The following is an 18,400-nucleotide window of genomic DNA, read 5'->3' as shown; positions in this document are numbered from 1 at the left end:
GTCAGTCGAGCGACTCGTGCCGCCAGAGCCGGGCGCAGCTCGTGAGGTCCTGGGCGAGCGTCGACAGCCGGAGCGCCCTCGTGGTGAGTTCAGCGGACCGGGTGGGCTCTGCGGCATCCGCGTCGTCGGCGACACTGGCGCTGCCTGCGGCGGACACCCGGCAGAATGCCGCTGCACGCTCGAGCGCAACGGCGAAGTCCCCCTCGAACAGCCCGCGAAGGATCTGGTCGGCGAGGACGATGATCTCGTCCGGTCCTGTGGGCACGGATGCTCCGGCGACGACGGGGTCGATGGTTCCGATGATCTCGCTCCCCCGCTGGAACAGGAAACTCGACTCGTGGGGGTCCTCGCGGATCATCAGCCGGAGGAGGTAGATCCGCCACAGCGCACCGGGAAGGCTCCGCGGGGTCGCGTGCGACCACAGTTCGGCGATCGTGTCGATCCCATGTTCGTCCGTGTAGGCGATCAGCCGGTCGACGACGTCCGGATCGGGGTCCTGGCGCACGCGGGCGAGCAGGGCCATCGCCGTCTCGTGGGCGATACGGCTCGACTCTGCCGGGTCGATCCCACCCTGGAACGATTCGATGATCTTGCTGGGGAACTTGGTGGGCTTGTGGAAGTCCTCGGCCATGAACCTCCCCCTCTCGCGTCAGTCAACGATTAACGGTACTCCGCACCGGCTGGATCGGTGTGGTCACAGCTCCCAGCGGGAACCGGTAGATTAACTGTGTTGGGGCCTCTAGCTCAGTTGGTAGAGCATCGGACTTTTAATCCGCGGGTCGCCGGTTCGAGCCCGGCGGGGCCCACCCTTCTCCTCCCGGACAGACACGGGAAGCCCGCCTTTTCCGAGAGCAACTCTGGACGCGACGAGGAATAGCCTGCCGTCTCCTGAGTTGAAGAGTAGGTAAAGGGAGACGACGATGACAACGACCACCTGGACCAGCGACGAACTGTCTCGCATCGGAGACGCCGAAGAACTCAGGATCGCATCGACGCGCGAGGACGGCACGCTGCGCCCGTTCGTGATCATCTGGGTCGTCCGCGTGGGCGACGACCTCTATGTCCGGTCGGCGTATGGGTCGGACAACCCGTGGTTCGTCCGTGCGAAAGCCAGTGGCACCGGCCGGATCCTGGCAGGCGGCATTGAGAAGGATGTCGTCTTCGCCGAGGCCGACGCATCCGTCCATCCGTACATCGACGCGGCGTACCACGCCAAGTACGACAGGCACGGTCCCGCCATCGTCGGCACGGTCGTCGGGCCGCAGACGGTCGCGACGACGATCAGGCTCGAGCCTGAGGCGTCCTAGCGTCGGATCGCGTGACCAGAACGGATGCCGCTCGGCGACGAATCCGGTTCGTTGGTCGCTCAAGCACGCTTTGAGGCGGGTACAGTCGCCGTTTGCGCTTTACGAACGAATGCCGCCGGGCGACCGATCCCGTTCGTCCTTGATCTCGACAAGCTCGATCAGCGGGCAGGCTCGTGCCGCAAGCGTCCTAGCGCTTGGCGAGGACGTGCGCGGGGATGCCGAACGACAGGCTGATCGCGATGATCCCGGCGAAGAAGACGATCGCCTGGAAGCTGTCGATCGTGAACGCGAAGCCGAAGAGGAACATGCCGACGATGAACAGCGCGAAGGAGAGGACGAAAGCCATGCGGCAAGTCTAGCGAAGATCTGCTCGCCAGGGCGTCGCCCGCCACGCTTCGGACCGGATGGCATCGGCCCTGTGCCACAGTTGAACGGTGACACTTCGACACAGCCTCCTCGCGCTCCTCGTGGCCCTGATCTGGGGCCTCAACTTCGTCGTCATCGACGAGGGTCTCGCCGGTGTGCCTCCGCTCGTGTTCGTCGCCATGCGGTTCGTCCTCGTCGCCATCCCGGCCGTGTTCTTCCTCCGACCTCCCGCCATCGGCTGGCGGAACATCCTCTACATCGGAACGTTCCTCAGCCTCGGCCAGTTCTGCCTGCTCTACCTGGCGCTTCACCTCGGCATGCCCGCCGGTCTCGCCTCGCTGCTGCTGCAGACGCAGGTGATCCTGACCATCGTCATCTCGGCTGGTTTCCTCGGCGAGCGACCCAGCCGCCGCCAGCTCATCGGCGTTCTCGTCGGGACAGTCGGCCTCGGCATCGTTGTCGTCGGCCACAGCGTCACGGCGCCGTGGGTGCCGCTCGTGATCACGCTCGGCGCCGCACTGTCCTGGGCGATCGGCAACGTGCTCAGCCGCCGTGCGAAGGCGGCATCCGGACTCTCCCTCGTGGTGTGGTCCGCTCTCGTCGTCCCGATCCCGAGCTTCGCGCTCGCCCTCGTGCTCGACGGCCCGGACACCGTGTTCGGCGCGCTGTCGAATCTGTCGCTCGTGGCGATCCTCAGCACGCTGTACACGGCGGTCGCTGCGTCGCTCATCGGCTACGGAATCTGGAACACGCTGATGGCCAAATACCCCACCAGCGCTGTCGTGCCGTTCACCCTGCTCGTGCCGGTGATCGGCATCGCCGCCGCGTGGATCGTGCAGGGTGAGGTGCCGACCTTCAGCGAGATCCTCGGCGGCGCGGTCATGCTGGCCGGGCTCGCTACCGCGGTGATCCGCCGCGAGGTGAAGGCACGTCGATCACTGGAAGTCTCTCGACCGGGTGCGGGCGCTGAGGGTGAGGGGCTCGAGCCGGTCGGCGAGAAGGTTGACGATTCCCTCCGGTGACCGCTCCAGGATGCCGCGGACGATCATCGCCGGCGCCTCCCGTGCCGTCCGCCGATAGCGGCCCCACACCCCGACACTGCAGATCACGTTGACGAGTCCGGTCTCATCCTCCAGGTTCATGAACGTGATGCCGCTCGCGGTCGCCGGACGCTGCCGGTGCGTGACGACGCCGCCGACCTCGACCCGGCGCCCTGACTCCGTGGTCTGAAGCTGCTCTGCGCTCTTCACCCCACGCTCGGCCAGTGCATCGCGGACATACCTGATCGGATGATCGTCTGGAGTGATCCCGGTCGACCAGAGGTCGTTGACCACCTGTTCCTCACCGGTGAGCATGGCGAACAGGGGCGGTTGCACGGTGATGTGGGTGCCCTGCAGCTGATCCGGTCGTTCCTGGGATGCCTGCTCCGAGTCCCAGAGCGCCCCTCGCCTCGAGATCCCGAATGTGTCGAACGCCCCTGCCGCCGACAACGCCTCGAGCTGGGCGGACGTGAGCCCGACCCGCCTGGCGAGGTCGCGCATGTCACGGTAGTCACCTCCGCGCTCGCGCTCGGCGACGATCTGCTCCGCCTTGCGCGCGCCGATCGATGAGACCCCGGCGAGGCCGAGCCGCACGGCATGGTGACCGTCCCGACGGTGGACTGCCGGGTCGAACGGCGCAGAGCGGTCGTATGCTTCGACCGGCGGCTGCGGGGTGGCGAGGCAGGCGTCGAGGCCTGTTGCACCAGCGCGAGGGGATCTCGATACGCTCGCTTCGCGAGCTGCTCGATCGACAGATGGGGCAGCGAGGGGCTCCAGCCGCGCCTCCGCCCCCGAGAGCAGGATGTCCGGGCGCAACGTCTCGACACCGTGCCGCGTGGCATCCGCGACGAGGGACTGAGGCGAATAGAACCCCATCGGCTGGGCCCGCAGCAAGGCGGCCAGGAACGCCGCCGGGTAGTGCAGCCGCATCCACGCGCTCGCGTAGACGAGCAGGGCGAAACTGATCGAGTGGCTCTCGGCGAAACCGAAGTTCGCGAAGGCCTGGATCTTCATGTAGATCGTGTCTGCGTCGTCGCCGGTGATGCCGTTCCCGGCCATCCCCGCGTAGAGCTTCGCCTTGAGCGATTCGATCTTCTCCTGCCCGCGTTTCGACCCCATCGCCCGGCGCAGCAGGTCGGCGTCCTCACCGGTGCAGCCGCCGACCACCATGGCCATCTGCATGAGCTGCTCCTGAAACAGGGGAACACCGAGCGTGCGCTTGAGCACCGGTTCGAGGTCCGGGTGCAGGTAGGTGACCGGCTCTCCACCGGTGCGCCTCCTGATGTACGGGTGCACAGCACCGCCCTGGATCGGCCCAGGGCGGACCATGGCGATCTGGATCACGAGGTCGTAGAAGCACCGCGGCTGCAACCGGGGCAGCATCCCCATCTGCGCGCGGCTCTCGACCTGGAACACCCCGACGGTGTCTGCCCGGCAGAGCTGGTCGTACACAGCCTGTTCCTCCTTGGGCATGGACTGGAGGTCCCACCGCTCACCGCAGTGCTCCGCGGCGAGGTCGAAGGAGTACTGCAGGGCGGCGAGCATGCCGAGACCGAGCAGGTCGAACTTGACCAGGCCCATCCAGGCGCAGTCGTCCTTGTCCCATTGCAGGACCGTCCTCCCATCCATGCGCCCATGCTCGATCGGGCATACTTCACCCACCGGCCGGTCGGTGAGCACCATCCCGCCGGAGTGGATGCCGAGATGGCGCGGGAAACTGAGCACCTGCTGCGCCAGGTCCACGACCGGTTGGGGGATGTCATGGTCGTCGCTCGAGGTGAGGGCGCCCCAGCGTTCGACCTGCTTCGACCAGGCGTCCTGCTGCCCAGGGCTGTGCCCGAGCGCCTTGGCCATGTCACGGACGGCGAATTTGGGCCTGTAGGTGATCACGTTCGCCACCTGGGCGGCGTTGAACCTTCCGTATCTCTCGTAGACGTGCTGGATCACTTCCTCGCGCCGGTCGGAGTCGAAGTCGACGTCGATGTCCGGCTCTTCGTCGCGCATGCTCGAGAGGAACCGCTCGAACGGGAGCCCGTAGGCGATCGAGTCCACTGCGGTGATGTCGAGCAGGTAGCAGACGGCCGAGTTGGCTGCAGACCCCCTGCCCTGGCAGAGGATGCCCCGGCTGCGGGCGAACTGCACGATCTCGTGCACGATGAGGAAGTAGCCGGGGAAGTCCTTCTGCTCGATCACCTCGAGTTCGCGTTCGATCCTCTCGGTGACGGAGCTGTCGGCATCGGGGTATCGTCTCGCCGCCCCCTGCCAGGTGAGTTCACGCAGCCAGCTCATCGGCGTGTGCCCTTCTGGCACTTCCTGGAGCGGGAGCCCCGGTTTGACGCTCCGCAGCCGGAAGGCCAGTTCGTCGGCGATCTCGACGGTGCGCGCGACGGCTCCCGGGTAGCGAGCGAACCGGCGGGCCATCTCGGCGCCGCTGCGGAGGTGAGCACCACCGGATGCCGGCAACCAGCCGTCGAGCTCGTCCAGGCTGCGGCGCGCACGGACGGCGGCGAGCGCAGAGGCGAGCGGATGCTGCGCCGGCGTCGCGTAGTGCGCTCCTGTCGTGGCGACGACGGGGAGGCCGAGATCGGCGGCGACGGCAGCGAGGGTGTCGTTGGAGGTGGTGTCCTCCGGGTTGCCGTGGTCGAAGAGTTCGACGACGACGTTGCCGTCGCCGAACAGCCGGACGAGCTCGGCGAGTTCCCGCCGCGCCCCAGCCGCTCCCTCGGCGGCGAGCGCCGTCCGGACCGCGCCTTTGCGGCATCCGCTGAGCACCAGCCAGGTTCCGTCTGCTGCGGAGGCGAGGTCGGCAATGTCGTAGCAAGGCCTGCCCTTCTCGGCTCCGAGCGCCAGCTGGGCGGCGGTGATGGCACCGGCCAGCCGGTGGTAGCCCTCCTCCCGCCTGGCGAGCACCACGAGGTGGGTGCCTTCGGGGTCCGGTTCACCGTTCTGCGGTTTGCTGAGCCCGAGGGAGAGTTCAGCGCCGAAGATGGTGCGGAGCCCCGGGTATGCCTCGGCCGCTTCTGCCATCCGGACGATGCCGTACAGCCCGTCGTGATCGGTGAGGGCGATGCCGTCGAGCCCCAGCCGCACCGCCTCTTCGACGAGCTTCTCTGGCCCTGAAGCACCGTCGAGGAAGCTGAAGTTGGAGTGGGCGTGGAGTTCGACGTACGGAACGCTCGCGTCGACGGGTTCCGCTGTCGGCACCTCGGGCACATAGGCGTTCCGTTTGCGCGACCAGGCGGGGCTGTCACCGCCGTCTGCCCCTGGTGGAGGGGAGCCGGGACGGCTGGCATCGGAGAGGGCGCGTTCGAACTCGGACCACGGCACCGGCGGGTTGTGCCAGCCCATCAGCGCACCCCCGTCGTCGATCGTCGCAACATGCGCTCAGTCATAGCGGGCCTCCGCCCACCAGCCGGAGTCGTCGAGGACGAGCAGCCAGGCTCCCCCGGTTTCGTCGACGAGCTGGAACCGGTTCAGCCGCCTGCCCCCTGCGTCCCACCAGCGTTCGGTGACCGGCCACGGGCCGGCCCATGCGCTGACCGCTCCCTGTGCTCCCCCCGGTGCGGCGAACAGCGCAGGCGCTGCCGAGAGTTCCCCGCGCTCGTCGACGTCGACCTCTGCCCCTCCTGCGGCGTTGACCAGCACGCGTTGCCTCTCGGGAAACACGGTCGCCGGTGGTGGTCCTGGCAACCGGCCAGGCCACGGCAGCGCCTGGGACGCACGAACGGATGCTTCGCCACCAGGCGGCAGGTCGCCCCACGGTACGAGAACCCGGCGATCGGACGGCTGGCGCCCGCCGGAGATGCGCGCGGTGAGCACTCCGGCGTGCCCGACCATGCCCTGCACCCGCGAGAGCCCCGAGTGGATGCGTTCGTCGCTCGCTCCCCCGTACAGTCCGTTCTCGTGGTTGCCAGCGGGGTCGACACTCTCCGGCTCCACCCTGAGCTTCGTGATGGCGCTGCCCAGACCGCTCTCTGCCAACCCCGCCCCCTGCACCTGCCAGCGCACGCGGTCGAGAACGTCTCCGGCCGTGAACCACCGCGGATGCAGCCAGGTACGCGACCGGGAATCGCCTCCCTCCGTCGACACCTCGATCCGGATAGCCGTCGCGACGAGCGATGACGCCTGCAGCCTGGCCACGAATTCCTCCGCCGCCGTGCGGAAAGCGAAGGCCACCTGGTCGACCCGGTCGAGCGCGGGTTCGAACTCGACGACGCTCGAGTGGTCGGCCGGCGGGACGCGGGCGTCGACGTCGCTCGGGTCGAAGCCGGACGCCACCCGGTGGGCGAGCACGCCGTCCGGTCCGAACCGGTCACGCACCTGCATCTGTTCGAGCGCGGCGAAGTCGCCGAGGGTGCGGATGCCGAGCCGGCGCAGCAGGGCGGCCAGCTCGGGGCGTTCGAGGAGTTCGACGGGGAACGAGGCGAGGAATTCGGGCGAGCGGCCGACGGGGACGAGACGGATGGCATCCGCCTCGCTCGATGACGCGAGCTTCGCGGCCTGCTCAGCGGCGAACGGGCCGTCGGCGATGCCGACCCTGGCACCGGGAACGCCGAGGCCGGCGAGGGTGTCGAGGAGTGCCTGCGCTGCCTGGCGTTCCCCACCGTAGTAGCGGCTGGGACCCCGTGCCCGCATCACACAGGTTCCTGGCCGGGAGAGCTGGACCCCAGGCACGATCTCTTCGACAGCGGCGACGATCGGTTCGAACACCCGGTGGTCGAGCACCGGGTCGTATGGCAGCGCGATCAGGTCGGGGCAGCGCGATTGCGCCTCACGCACGCGGAGCCCACGCCGAACTCCCTCGTCCCGGGCGGTGGGCGAGCAGGCGAACACTTCGCCGCGCTCGATCAGGGCGAGCGGGGCACCTGGTGCACAGCCGAGTTCCGCCGCCGCTGCGTTCGTCGGCCAGTCAGGGCACCAGATGAGCATGGTCCGTACCGGGGCGGCCGTCATGACACGGCCGCCTCGTCGTATCGGTCGGGCAGGACGACGGGCACTCCGGCCAGGCCTGCCGGGCGGATCGACTGCTCGGCGTCCGGCAGCCACAACTGCTTGCGGCGCGGTTTGCCTGTGAGGGTCCGCCCCGTCACCGACACTGTCACCTGCCTGGCGGCCAGGTAGCCGTGACCTGAGCCGAGTCCCATCCAGCGATCCTCAGAGACCCGCAGCGTAGCCTCGCTCTGCGGCCAGTCGCCGAGCGCGATCAGGGTGGATCCCCGCTGACGCAGCCGGGACCCCAGCCTCGCCACCTCGGCGGAGGTGAGGGAGGACGGAGGACGCGCGAGCACGACGGTGACGACATCGGCCAGCGCTGCGGTGACCTGCAGCCACTGCGCCCCAGGGTCTGGGACGAGCACGAGCCGATCGAGATCGATACCGGCTGCAGCGGCCGCTTCGACGCCGAGCGACGGCATCCCGACCACCCCGCACCACGCTCCAGCGGCGCTGGGCCCTGCGAGGAGGGCAAGTGCCAGGCTCGTCGAGGAGTGCACCGAATAGGCGGCCCCTGCGCGGAGCGCACCACCGGGCAGCAGCTCGGCGACCCCCGGCGATGTCGGCAGCCCGTGCGAATCTATCCGGGTGCGTTGCATCCCCCGGATCCGTGCCTGCAGCTCGGCGACCTGGCTCGCCGCTGTTGCCGGCGCACCGGCGAATACCGGCGGACGGGCGGGAGCTGCGGACAGGGTCATGCGTTAATAGTCGAACACATGTTCGATTAAGTCAATCGGGTGCAACCGCCCGGGAGAGTCGCGATTTCCACCCGGATCCAGACAGCGTCAGACAGAGTCAGACGTGTTGCCACAGGCTCGCCCGGAGGCGTCGGACTACCGCATCAGTGTCAGTGGTGGGTGATTCACTTAGGGCATGAAAGTGCTGATCAACTGCTCGATACCGGCCTGCGGCGAGGTTCGCTCGGCCGCGGTTCACTGTCAGTGGTCGGTGGTGGAATAGAGCCATGAACAGACCAGCCGCCAGCCTCGATCCGGCAGTGTTAGCGCTGTCGGGTTCGACCGTGTGGCTGGCTGGTAGACACCCTCTCGGTGGTGACCCTGAGTTGTGACTGCTTCGGTCGACGTTCTCGTTCCGGCATCGGATGTGCCGGCCGAAGAGTTGGCGCTTGACCGGTTGGGAGAACAGCTCGCCGAGGTGATCGAAACGCTCGATCTCGACCACCTCGACCGGCTGACCGGCGACGGCGTGCTGAGCGTGTTGTCGAAGACCGCAGCACTCGGGCGTGGAATCGAGGCGATCCTGGTTGCGGCGGCAAACGAGGTTGCGGTGCGGTCGGATCCTGTCCGCGGCAGCGCAGGGCTCGCCGCCCGGTTGAACTTCTCCCGGCCCTCACACCTGGTCGAACTGGTCGCCGGGGTGTCAGCATCGACAGCGCTGCGGTTGATCCGGGTCGGCTCCCGCACCTCACCACGGGCGACGGACGCCGGACTCCCACTGCCGCCACTGTTCCCGGCGGTGGGTGACGCGTTCCGGGCCGGGCTGATCGGCATCGAGACCGCTGACGTGATCAGCAAGGAACTCACCACCGCGGCCCCACGGGCCGACGTCGAACAGCTCGCCGTCGCCGAGGAGGTCCTGGTCGGGCAGGCGACCGGCAGTGGAACCGACATCGGCCTGCCGCTGCCACCGGACCTGATCGCCGTTCAGGCGAGACAATGGCGCGACCGACTCGACCAGGACGGCATCGAGCCACGAGCCGAGAAAGCGTTCCAGAACCGCGACTTCTGGGTCTCGAACACCACGACCAACGGGCTGGTCCGGTTCGGCGGGCAGGTCACCGTCGACGTCGGCGCGAAACTCCGCACCCTGTTCACCGCCGTCCTCAGCCCCCGCACGGCCTCCCGCTACCTGACCGGCGACCCCTCGAACCCCGGCGACGATCACACGGACGTCGAGCCCGCGACCACGACAAGTGAGCCCGGCGAGTCTGCCCAGGCCACCGACGACCCCGAGAGCAGCACGACCAGCGAGGGCGCCCCCGCCCACCCCGCAAGCATCCCTCCGGAGACCCGCACCCCAGGGCAGATCCGCGCCGACGTGTTCGCCGCGATGATCGACTCACTCGCACGCTCCACCGACGCCCCCACCGTCTCAGGCGCAGCACCCACCGTCGTCGTCACGGTCACCGCCGAAGTCCTCAAGAACGAAAAAGGCACCGGCAAGATCGTCGGAGAGCCAGACCCGGTCCCCTACTCCACGATCAGGCAGATCCTCTGCGACAGCAGCATCCTCCCCGCGATCATCGATCCCGACGGAGCCCTAATCGCCCTCGGCACCGAGAACCGGCTGTTCGACCGCACCCAACGCCTCGGAATGATCGCCCGTGACGGACCCACCTGCGGTATCCCCGGGTGCACCATCCCCGCGTCCGCGTGCGAGGCCCACCACATCATCGAGTACTCCGACGGTGGGCCGACCCACACCGACAACGGCGTGCTCTTCTGCTGGTTCCACCACCGGATGATCGACACCGGCGTCTTCTCTGTCACCATGGTCGACGGGAGGCCGGTCGTCACCTTTCCCGACTGGCTGAAGCGGAAACCCTACTTCCACTGACCAGGGCGCTGATCGCCTCAACGCGAAGCATCCGAACCAGGCAGCTCCACGCACAGCCGGCTCGTGGGCGGACGCCGGAAGAATGCGATACTGAAAGCCGATCGCGAATCGGCAGAGATGCCCGGGAAGCAGACAGATGTCCGAGAGGACGAACGCCCCAGGAACGGCCAGAATCGTCGAGCCCGCGCGGATCGCCTGGATCGCGGACGGTGCGCCCCGATCGGCCCTCTGGCGCTCCGAAAGCGGGTGGTCTCCCCCGGCCACGGTCGTGCCGGGCGACGACACGATGACGGCAGCGACCGCCTTCCGGCTCGCGTCGACAGGAACAGCGATTCTCTGGACGGGCGACTTCCACAACGCCAGGCAACTGCTCAGCGCCATGGGCAGGCGGCTGGGCGAAGCACGTGCCCCCAGGAACGACGACATCACCGCCGCGTTCTTCCGGTCTCGCGACGAGGCACTCCGCCGGGCGACGATCCTCGGGATGCTCCTCGTCCCGGTCTCTTCTGACGGCACCCTCCCGCTGCGCCGGGCGCCGGACATCCGCCTCGCCACCTCCCACGCCTGGGCGGACACCGCCGAGGACTCCGTCGTCTCGCTCAGGGAACTGCTCGGCGTGATCGGAGCCGAGGAATGGCGCGCCACCGGGGTCGAGATCCCGGCACTCGGCGCTCGGATCCACCCGCACTATGGCGTCTTCGCGCCGGTCCGGGGCGAATACCTCGACCTCGTGGCCACAGCGCCGCTTCCACCGTCAGCGGCGAGCGCATTCGACATCGGCACAGGCACAGGCGTGCTCTCGGCGATCCTTGCGGCCAGGGGCATCCGTCGTATCGTCGCCACCGACCTGGACCGGCGGGCGATCGCCTGCGCGACGGAGAACATCGACAGGCTCGGCTTCAGCGAAGCGGTGACCATCGTGGCGGCCGATCTCTTCCCCGACGGCCGTGCGGACATCGTGGCCTGCAACCCGCCGTGGATCCCCTCGACGCCGAAGACCGCGACGGACCACGCCGTCTACGACGAAGACGGACGCATGCTCGCCGGTTTCCTCACCGGCCTCGCCGACCATCTCACTCCTGGCGGCGAAGGCTGGCTCATCATCTCCGACATCGCTGAACGGCTCGGCCTGCGCTCGCGCGGTGACCTGCTCGACGCCATCGAGGACGCCGGGCTCGTCGTGATCGCCCGGATGGACACCCGCCCGACCCACGCCCGCGCCGCCGACCGCTCCGACCCGCTGCACACCGCCAGGGCCGCAGAGGTCACGTCGCTCTGGCGGCTCGCCGCAAGCACCGCATAGCCGCAGCTAAACTTGTGTGATGCAGTCCGTCCACAACCCGCCCGCAGGGCGTCAGGAGGTTGCCGGCGTCATTCTCGCCGGCACGAGGTAGCCCTCCCCACTGATCTGCTTCGCACACTCGCGGGGCGCGCGCCCGACTCCCGGTCAGCACAGCTGCACCGGCGGAACGGGCCCGACCATCACCATGCCGGCCCACCGGCTTTCCGGCCGCCACGGCCGACGATCAGAGACCCAGGACATGCTTCCCCTCACCGAAAAAGGCATCCGTTCATCCTTCATCAACGCATCCAGGAGGGAGGTCGGCGACCTCACCCTCCCGTCAGATCTCGACGCCCTCGACTGGGAGCGGCTCGACTTCCTCGGCTGGCGCGACCGGAAGTTTCCCCGACGCGCCTACGTCGTCCTCCGGCAGGGCGATACCGTGACGGGAATCCTGCTCCAGCAGGCCGAAGCGCTTCCTCGGGCGCGGGTGCTGTGCTCCTGGTGTCAGGACATCACCCTGACCGATGACGTCGTGTTCTACGGCGTCAAACGCGCGGGCGCGGCCGGTCGCAAAGGCAACACGATCGGCACGCTTGTGTGCGCCGGTTTCGGTTGCTCCGTCAACGCTCGAAAGCTCCCTGCCGTGGCCTACCTCGGCTTCGACGTGCACGCCGCCAGGGAGAAGCAGGTCGCGGGACTGCAGGAGCGGGTGCGGCGCTTCGTGGACGACGTGAGCATCGGGGCGGATCTGCCCTGAGCGTGATCGGCGCCTAGACCGGCGCGAACCCGTCTGCCCGAACGCCCCAGCTGGCCTCCCAGGTCTCGCCAGGGGCGAGCCATTTCAGGTCCGGGCCGGAGTTGAAGGCATCCGTCGGCGCGGTCATCGGCTCGATGGCCACCGCCTTCGACTGGCCCGGGTACTGATCGGTGGTGAACACCTGCCAATACGGGAAGTTCTCGTCGCCCCAGACGGTCACGGTTCGGCCGTCCGGAGCCGACACCGAGTGTTCTGACACACCGTCGTGCATGACGGCGCCACCGAAACCGGCGTCGAGGGCCAGGTCGGCCAGGAGCACGCCGCCCCGCAGGTCGAACGGAGTGCCATCGACGGGGAATTCGGCCGTCGGCAGCAGCCGCTCGTCCACCTCGAAATACGTGCTGACGTTCACGGTGACGGTGAGGTCCTCCGGTTCGACGTCACCGATGGTGAAGAACGGGTGAGCACCGATAGCGACAGGAGCTGCGGCATCCGACTGGTTCGTGATCGTGTGGGTGACCTCGACGCCGGCGTCGACGAGCCGGTAGGTGACAGCGGTATCGAGCAGGAACGGGTAACCGTTCTGCGGGAACACCTTCGCCTCGAGCCGCAGCGTCGACTCGGTGCGCGCGGCGACCGAGTACGGGCTGAAGCGCAGCAGGCCGTGGATGGCGTTGTTCTTCGCCGGTTCGGTGATGGCGAGCTGCTGGGTCTCGCCGTCGAGCGACCAGCGTCCGTCGCGGATGCGGTTGGGCCAGGGCACGAGGATGATCCCGCTGCCCCATGGGCGCTTCCGCCCGGCGTCGTACGGCGGGACGATGTCGATCCCGTGCACGCTCAGACGGCGGATGCCTGCAGCCACCTGCGTGATCGTCGCCTGGACGATGCCGCCTGACGACGTCTCCAGGCTCAGGTCGAACTGTTCGCCGGTGACTGCATTCATGGGTCTGGCTCCTCGTGACGTTTTCCTCCCCGAGCGTAGTCGCCTCCCCGCACAGAGGCGACGGCTATCCGAATTGTGTCCACGGGAGCAGAATCGGAAAAACCCGACGATCCAAGGAGGAAAAATGAGTTCCGTTGCCCGTATCACCACCATCAGCGCCCGGTCCGACACCAGTTTCGACGACGCCGTCGCCGCCGGCGTCGCCAGAGCGAACGAGACGCTGCGCCACGTGTCCGGCGCGTGGGTCAAGGACCAGAAGGTCGAAGTGCAGGACGGCAAGATCGTTGCCTGGCAGGTTGCGCTGGAGGTGACGTTCGTCCTTGAATGACGGCCTTCAGCTCAGGCCGTGAGAACCTCGACGCCGGCCGCCGAGATATCGGCGACCAGCGCCGGGTTCGCACCGTCGCTGGTCACGAGTAGGTCGACCCGGTCGAGCGGAGCGATCGTGCCGAGACTCACCCGGCCGAGCTTCGACGCGTCTGCGACGACGACGATCCGCTCGGCCGCAGCAACCATCAGCTGTTTCACCTCGGCCTCGGGCAGGTTGATGTTGGTCACGCCGCCGACGACGTCAACGCCGTTGCAGCCGAGGATGGCCAGGTCGGCGTGCACCTGGTCGAGCACGGCGCGCGCGAGTGGCTGAACGAGGGAATGCTGAAGCGGGCGCAGAGCGCCGCCGGTCACGATGACGGTGAACCGCGGGATCTCGGATTCGAGTTCCAGCGCGATGTTGAGACCGTTGGTGATGATGACGAGGTCTTCGAGGTCCGTCCGCTCCTTGAGCGCCTGCGCGACGGCGAGGGTCGTCGTGCCGACATCGAGGAGGATGCTCTGACCGGAACTGACGAGAGAGGCGGCCAGCCGCCCGATCGCCTGCTTGGCCTGCGCTGATGACTCGAGCGATTCCTCGAAGCTCGACTCTCGTTGACGCCCGTCGCGGGGCATGGCTCCCCCGTGCACCCGGAGCAACGCGCCGTCGTCGTCGAGTGCGGCCAGGTCACTCCGAACGGTGACCTCACTCACCGCGAAGACATCGGCGAGTTCCGACACCCGGACGAACCCACGGCCGGCGATGAGGTCGGCCATTCGCCTCCGCCGAACCGGGGCGGGAACGGCGTCTCCACCTTCGGGCGCATGCCGCATCGTCACCATGCGGCAATCTTCATTTACTTTCGTTTGCTTGTCAACAGTGAAACGGATGCTTAGAATGCTTACGTATTTGAAAGCATCCGCTCGAAAGGCCGCCGCCAGATGTCCAGCATCACCTCACAGACGGACGTCCTCGCCGACGGTCGCGAGATCATCTACTTCGACGATGCTGACACGACGCTCGGCCCGGAACGGTCAGCGGACACACGAGACCTTCCGGACCGGCCGCCGACGGCATCCATGCGCCAGGATTCCCTCACCGGCGAGTGGATCTCGATCGCGTCAGCCCGCCAGGGCCGTGCGTTCCTGCCCCCGGCGCACCTCGACCCGCTCGCACCCCAGACCCCCACGAACCCGTCGGAGGTGCCGAGCAACTACGACGTCGCCGTGTTCGAGAACCGCTCCCCGTCGTTCGGCCCCCTGCTCGAGGACGACAACGCTCCTCTCGGGCTCGACGACCTCGCCGAGATCGGTATCGGTCGCACCCGCACGTCGGTGGGCCGCTGTGAGGTGGTGTGCTTCAGCCCTGAGCACGAAGGATCATTCGGATCGCTCAGCCGTTCCCGCGCGCGGACCGTCATCGAGGCCTGGGCATCGCGCACCGCTGCGCTCTCGGCCCTGCCCGGGATCCAGCAGGTGTTCCCATTCGAGAACAGGGGCGTCGAGATCGGCGTGACACTTCTGCACCCGCACGGCCAGATCTACTCCTACCCGTACGTCACCCCGCGCACGCAGCGCCTGCTCGCATCCGTCGAGAACTACGGACCGACACTGTTCGCCGACATCCTCGCCAGCGAGCAGGCCGGCGACCGGGTGGTCCTGCGCGGCGAGCACTGGACCGCGTTCGTGCCTTTCGCGGCCAGGTGGCCGATCGAGGTGCACATGCTCCCCCACCGCCACGTGCCCGACTTCGACGGCACCACGGACGAAGAGCGCGACGAACTCGCGGTGCTCTACCTGCGGCTGCTCCGCGGCATCGACGCCCTGTACGAGACCCAGACCCCGTACATCGCCGCGTGGCACCAGGCCCCGGTCGCGACGGGCCGCGACGAGATCCGGCTCATGCTTCAGCTCACGTCACCGCGCCGCGCCGCCGACAAACTGAAGTACCTGGCCGGTTCCGAAGCGGCCATGGGCGCCTGGATCGGCGACATCCCGCCTGAGCAGACCGCGGAACGGGTGCGCGACGCCATTGCCCGCGCCGACAAGGAGAACCCCGTATGAGCGAGCTGAGCAACCGGGCACGAGCGGGCTTCGTGGAGCGGTTCGCCCGCGAGCCCGAGGGAGTCTGGCGCGCCCCGGGCCGCGTCAACCTCATCGGTGAGCACACCGACTACAACGACGGCTTCGTCTTCCCGTTCGCTATTGACCGGTCGACCGTCGTGGCACTCGCTGCACGGGAGGACCGCATCATCCAGGTGACGACGGCGTACACCGACGACATCGTCCGGATCGCACTCGATGACGTCACCCCGGCGGCCCTCTCCGGCTGGTCGGCCTATCCGCTCGGCGTGGTCTGGGCCCTCGGCGAGTTCGGCGCCGACCTCTCCGCGGTGTCCGGGTTCGACGCGCACATCGATTCGGCCGTGCCGATCGGCGCAGGCCTGTCGTCGTCAGCAGCGATCGAGTGCGCCGTGTCCGTCGCGCTCACCGAGGTCTGGGGCCTCGACCTCAGTCGCGAGACCCTGGCACGCGTCGGCCAGCTCGCCGAGAACAAGGCTGTCGGCGCGCCGACAGGCATCATGGACCAGTCGGCATCCCTGCTCGGCCAGAAAGACGCAGCGGTGTTCCTCGACTGCCGCAGCCTCGATGCCGAGGTCATCCCGCTTGGATTCGAGGCGGCAGGCCTTGTGCTCCTCATCATCAACACGAGGGTTTCCCACGCGCACGCGACCGGCGGGTATGCCGACCGTCGGGCATCCTGCGAGCGCGGGGCGCGCGAGATGGGCGTATCGTCCCTCCGCGACCTCGACCTCGACGACCTCGAGCACGCAGCGGAAGTTCTCGACACGGAGACCCTGCGACGGGTTCGTCACATCCTCACCGAGAACCAGCGCGTGCTCGACACGGTTCGCACGCTGCGTACTGAGGGACCCGAGGCGATCGGCGAGCTGCTCACCGCCTCGCACGTCTCCATGCGGGACGACTTCGAGATCTCGGTGGCCGAACTCGACGTGGCCGTCGACTCCGCCAATGCCGCCGGCGCTGTCGGCGCGCGGATGACCGGCGGCGGCTTCGGAGGCGCGGCGATCGCGCTCGTCCGGGTCGCCGACCTGCAGGCCGTGTCCGATGCCGTCACAGCGGCCTTCGCCGCGCACGGGTTCCGCGAGCCCGAACTGTTCACCGTCACGGCGGCGGACGGCGCGTCCCGCGTCGACTAGTCGCCGACGTTCAACAGAGAAAAACGCGCCTCACGCACACGCAACAGGACGAAACGCCGCTTTTCACAGGGCTGCTCCTGTTGAGCGAGCGCCGCTAGCCCGGCTCGACCGCTGTCGGCGTTCCTCCGGTCAGCCGGACGAGTTCGTCGAACGTGGTCGGGAACACGGTGTGCGGATGCCCCGCCGCTGCCCACACCTCCGGGTACGCGGCGAGCGCCGTGTCGATGAAGGTCCGCACAGGGGCCGGATGTCCGACCGGCGCGACTCCCCCGATCACCTGGCCGGTCGCTGACCGGACCGTCACGGCATCCGCCCGCCTGAGCCGTCCGCCGAGCTGCGCGCCCAGCCAGGCCGTGTCGACGCGGTGCGCGCCCGAGGTCAGGACGAGGACGGGTTCGCCGTCGAGCGTGAAGATGAGCGAGTTGGCGATGGCTCCGACCTCGACCCCGAGCGCCGCAGCAGCGTGCACGGCCGTGGGTGTCGCATCGTCGAACCAGCGCACGTCGCCGCCGGCTCCCCCTGCCCTGAGCTCGGCGACCACACGGTCGACGGTCGGGTGGCCGGCACGGCTGTCTGTCATGCCGGAATCCTACCCACGCGTGAGCGCTCCAGCCACGCGGCGGCAGCGCTCAGGATCGATGGTGAGCCCGGCGTTCAGCGCCCAGAGCCAGTAATCGACGGTGCGATACAGCGCCCAGGCCCTGGCGCGGTGGTGGTCCAGTCCGGCCGCGCGGACCATCCGGGAGAAGCAGTCGAGGATCTCCGGCGGGTCGCCCATCTCATCGACACGCGTCCACAGCGCGCGGGCGATGTCGTACTCGATGTCGCCTCGCAGCAGCAGCGGATCGACGACGAGCCACGGCTCACGGCTGCCACGGAGCACCTGGTCGGCGTGCAGGTCGCCGTTCACGGCGGTGTCCGGGGTCGCCGTGTGTTGCAGCGGGCGCCCGGCCGCGACCGCCGCGTCGAGAAGAGCACGGTCGAACGGGCGGCCGAGTTGCTCCCACTGCGGCTCGAGTTCGGGCAGGCGGGACAACACGATGTCGGCGGTGGACGGGGCTGACGCCGGTGCGGCAACCGCGAGTCGGCGCATCGCGCGCCCGAGTTGGTCCATGGCCACCTCGAGCGGTTCGTCGGCGAGCGTGCCCGTCGTGTCGAGTCGTTCGAGCAACAGGGCACCGGAATCGTCGTCGCCCACGAGCATCACGGTGCCGCGGCCCGCCCAGAACGCCAGGGCGTCCCTCTCGGCCGCGAAGGCGGCATCCGGCGGCGACAGGCGCAGCACCAGCCGCTCGGTTCCCCGGAGCACTGGCACGACGAGCGCGTTCGAGCCGTGCAGCGGTTCGCCGTCGACGACGAGACCCCAGGCGTCGCAGCGCTCGGCGACCGCAGCAGGCAGGGACGCGAGCCACTCCGCTCCCTCGCCCCACCACCGCGGCATGGCGAGGAACGACGCCGGAACCTCGATGTCGCCCATGATCAGAGCCTAACGATCGCCGAGAACGCAGTAGTGGGGGGGGGGAAAAAGGGGGGGCGGCAAACACCCGACGCCCTGCCGCAGGGTTTCCGAAGAGGGGAAAAAATGCGGCTGCATCCATCTCTC

At 68.4% G+C, this 18,400-nt stretch carries 17 protein-coding genes and 1 tRNA gene; 9 read left to right on the top strand and 9 right to left on the bottom strand.

The window, feature by feature from the left end; all coding sequences use genetic code 11:
- Position 1: 1 nt before the first annotated feature.
- Positions 2-631, bottom strand: coding sequence for a DNA-directed RNA polymerase subunit beta (locus AC1M2K_RS09675; protein ID WP_480237307.1), 630 nt, complete (start codon positions 629-631; stop codon positions 2-4).
- Between the two features lie 102 nt (positions 632-733).
- Between AC1M2K_RS09675 and AC1M2K_RS09670 the strand changes: the two genes are divergently transcribed.
- Both AC1M2K_RS09670 and AC1M2K_RS09665 read left to right on the top strand, forming a co-directional pair.
- Positions 734-806, top strand: a tRNA-Lys gene (locus AC1M2K_RS09670).
- Between the two features lie 114 nt (positions 807-920).
- Positions 921-1,307, top strand: coding sequence for a DUF2255 family protein (locus AC1M2K_RS09665; protein ID WP_480240839.1), 387 nt, complete (start codon positions 921-923; stop codon positions 1,305-1,307).
- Between the two features lie 187 nt (positions 1,308-1,494).
- On the opposite strand, the gene AC1M2K_RS09660 is transcribed toward AC1M2K_RS09665, so the two are convergent.
- Complete coding sequence (locus tag AC1M2K_RS09660) at positions 1,495-1,653, bottom strand: hypothetical protein (RefSeq protein WP_480237314.1); 159 nt, start codon at positions 1,651-1,653, stop codon at positions 1,495-1,497.
- An 88-nt stretch (positions 1,654-1,741) separates the two neighbouring features.
- Here AC1M2K_RS09660 and AC1M2K_RS09655 point away from each other — a divergent pair, with 88 nt between their 5' ends.
- The gene (locus AC1M2K_RS09655; protein ID WP_480240838.1) at positions 1,742-2,695 is read left to right on the top strand and encodes an EamA family transporter; all 954 of its coding nucleotides are present in this window, start codon (positions 1,742-1,744) and stop codon (positions 2,693-2,695) included.
- Here the strand turns inward: AC1M2K_RS09655 and AC1M2K_RS09650 are convergent.
- Genes AC1M2K_RS09650 through AC1M2K_RS09640 form a run of 3 tightly spaced genes read right to left on the bottom strand, consistent with a single transcriptional unit; the run spans position 2,609 to position 8,403 of the window.
- Positions 2,609-6,061 (bottom strand): error-prone DNA polymerase, encoded by a 3,453-nt coding sequence (locus tag AC1M2K_RS09650; RefSeq protein WP_480240837.1) that lies wholly within the window; start codon positions 6,059-6,061, stop codon positions 2,609-2,611. The two genes, AC1M2K_RS09655 and AC1M2K_RS09650, sit on opposite strands and share 87 nt — an antisense overlap.
- Before the next feature lie 36 nt (positions 6,062-6,097).
- Entirely contained in the window at positions 6,098-7,666 is a 1,569-nt protein-coding gene (locus AC1M2K_RS09645; RefSeq protein WP_480240836.1) for a DNA polymerase Y family protein, read from the bottom strand.
- Entirely contained in the window at positions 7,663-8,403 is a 741-nt protein-coding gene (locus AC1M2K_RS09640; protein WP_480240835.1) for a hypothetical protein, read from the bottom strand. The genes AC1M2K_RS09645 and AC1M2K_RS09640 overlap by 4 nt, the downstream gene beginning before the upstream one ends.
- A 367-nt stretch (positions 8,404-8,770) precedes the next feature.
- Here AC1M2K_RS09640 and AC1M2K_RS09635 point away from each other — a divergent pair, with 367 nt between their 5' ends.
- The 3 genes from AC1M2K_RS09635 (at position 8,771) to AC1M2K_RS09625 (ending at position 12,324) form a co-directional block, all read left to right on the top strand.
- Positions 8,771-10,282, top strand: coding sequence for an HNH endonuclease signature motif containing protein (locus tag AC1M2K_RS09635; protein ID WP_480240834.1), 1,512 nt, complete (start codon positions 8,771-8,773; stop codon positions 10,280-10,282).
- A 136-nt stretch (positions 10,283-10,418) separates the two neighbouring features.
- The gene (locus AC1M2K_RS09630; RefSeq protein ID WP_480240833.1) at positions 10,419-11,585 is read left to right on the top strand and encodes a methyltransferase; all 1,167 of its coding nucleotides are present in this window, start codon (positions 10,419-10,421) and stop codon (positions 11,583-11,585) included.
- Between the two features lie 238 nt (positions 11,586-11,823).
- Positions 11,824-12,324 carry an FBP domain-containing protein gene (locus tag AC1M2K_RS09625; protein WP_480240832.1) on the top strand — a complete coding sequence of 167 codons (501 nt, stop codon included), beginning with the start codon at positions 11,824-11,826 and terminating at the stop codon, positions 12,322-12,324.
- Between the two features lie 13 nt (positions 12,325-12,337).
- Here the strand turns inward: AC1M2K_RS09625 and AC1M2K_RS09620 are convergent, their stop codons facing one another.
- Positions 12,338-13,267, bottom strand: a complete 930-nt coding sequence (locus AC1M2K_RS09620; RefSeq protein ID WP_480240831.1) for an aldose 1-epimerase family protein — start codon at positions 13,265-13,267, stop codon at positions 12,338-12,340.
- A 124-nt stretch (positions 13,268-13,391) separates the two neighbouring features.
- Between AC1M2K_RS09620 and AC1M2K_RS09615 the strand changes: the two genes are divergently transcribed.
- Positions 13,392-13,595, top strand: a complete 204-nt coding sequence (locus AC1M2K_RS09615; RefSeq protein WP_480237323.1) for a dodecin family protein — start codon at positions 13,392-13,394, stop codon at positions 13,593-13,595.
- An 11-nt stretch (positions 13,596-13,606) separates the two neighbouring features.
- On the opposite strand, the gene AC1M2K_RS09610 is transcribed toward AC1M2K_RS09615, so the two are convergent.
- Positions 13,607-14,353 carry a DeoR/GlpR family DNA-binding transcription regulator gene (locus AC1M2K_RS09610; protein WP_480240830.1) on the bottom strand — a complete coding sequence of 249 codons (747 nt, stop codon included), beginning with the start codon at positions 14,351-14,353 and terminating at the stop codon, positions 13,607-13,609.
- 165 nt (positions 14,354-14,518) lie between these two features.
- Between AC1M2K_RS09610 and galT the strand changes: the two genes are divergently transcribed.
- Both galT and galK read left to right on the top strand, forming a co-directional pair.
- Positions 14,519-15,640 (top strand): galactose-1-phosphate uridylyltransferase, encoded by a 1,122-nt coding sequence (gene galT, locus AC1M2K_RS09605; protein WP_480240829.1) that lies wholly within the window; start codon positions 14,519-14,521, stop codon positions 15,638-15,640.
- Positions 15,637-16,797 carry a galactokinase gene (gene galK / locus AC1M2K_RS09600; protein WP_480240828.1) on the top strand — a complete coding sequence of 387 codons (1,161 nt, stop codon included), beginning with the start codon at positions 15,637-15,639 and terminating at the stop codon, positions 16,795-16,797. The genes galT and galK overlap by 4 nt, the downstream gene beginning before the upstream one ends.
- Before the next feature lie 94 nt (positions 16,798-16,891).
- Here the strand turns inward: galK and AC1M2K_RS09595 are convergent, their stop codons facing one another.
- Both AC1M2K_RS09595 and AC1M2K_RS09590 read right to left on the bottom strand, forming a co-directional pair.
- Positions 16,892-17,377: a YbaK/EbsC family protein gene (locus tag AC1M2K_RS09595; RefSeq protein WP_480240827.1), complete on the bottom strand. Its 486-nt coding sequence runs from the start codon at positions 17,375-17,377 to the stop codon at positions 16,892-16,894.
- Between the two features lie 9 nt (positions 17,378-17,386).
- Positions 17,387-18,274: an aminoglycoside phosphotransferase family protein gene (locus AC1M2K_RS09590; RefSeq protein ID WP_480240826.1), complete on the bottom strand. Its 888-nt coding sequence runs from the start codon at positions 18,272-18,274 to the stop codon at positions 17,387-17,389.
- Positions 18,275-18,400: the final 126 nt, after the last annotated feature.

It is taken from the genome of Mycetocola sp. Y171 (assembly GCF_056713165.1).
This window is presented reverse-complemented; position numbering and strand designations above follow the sequence as displayed.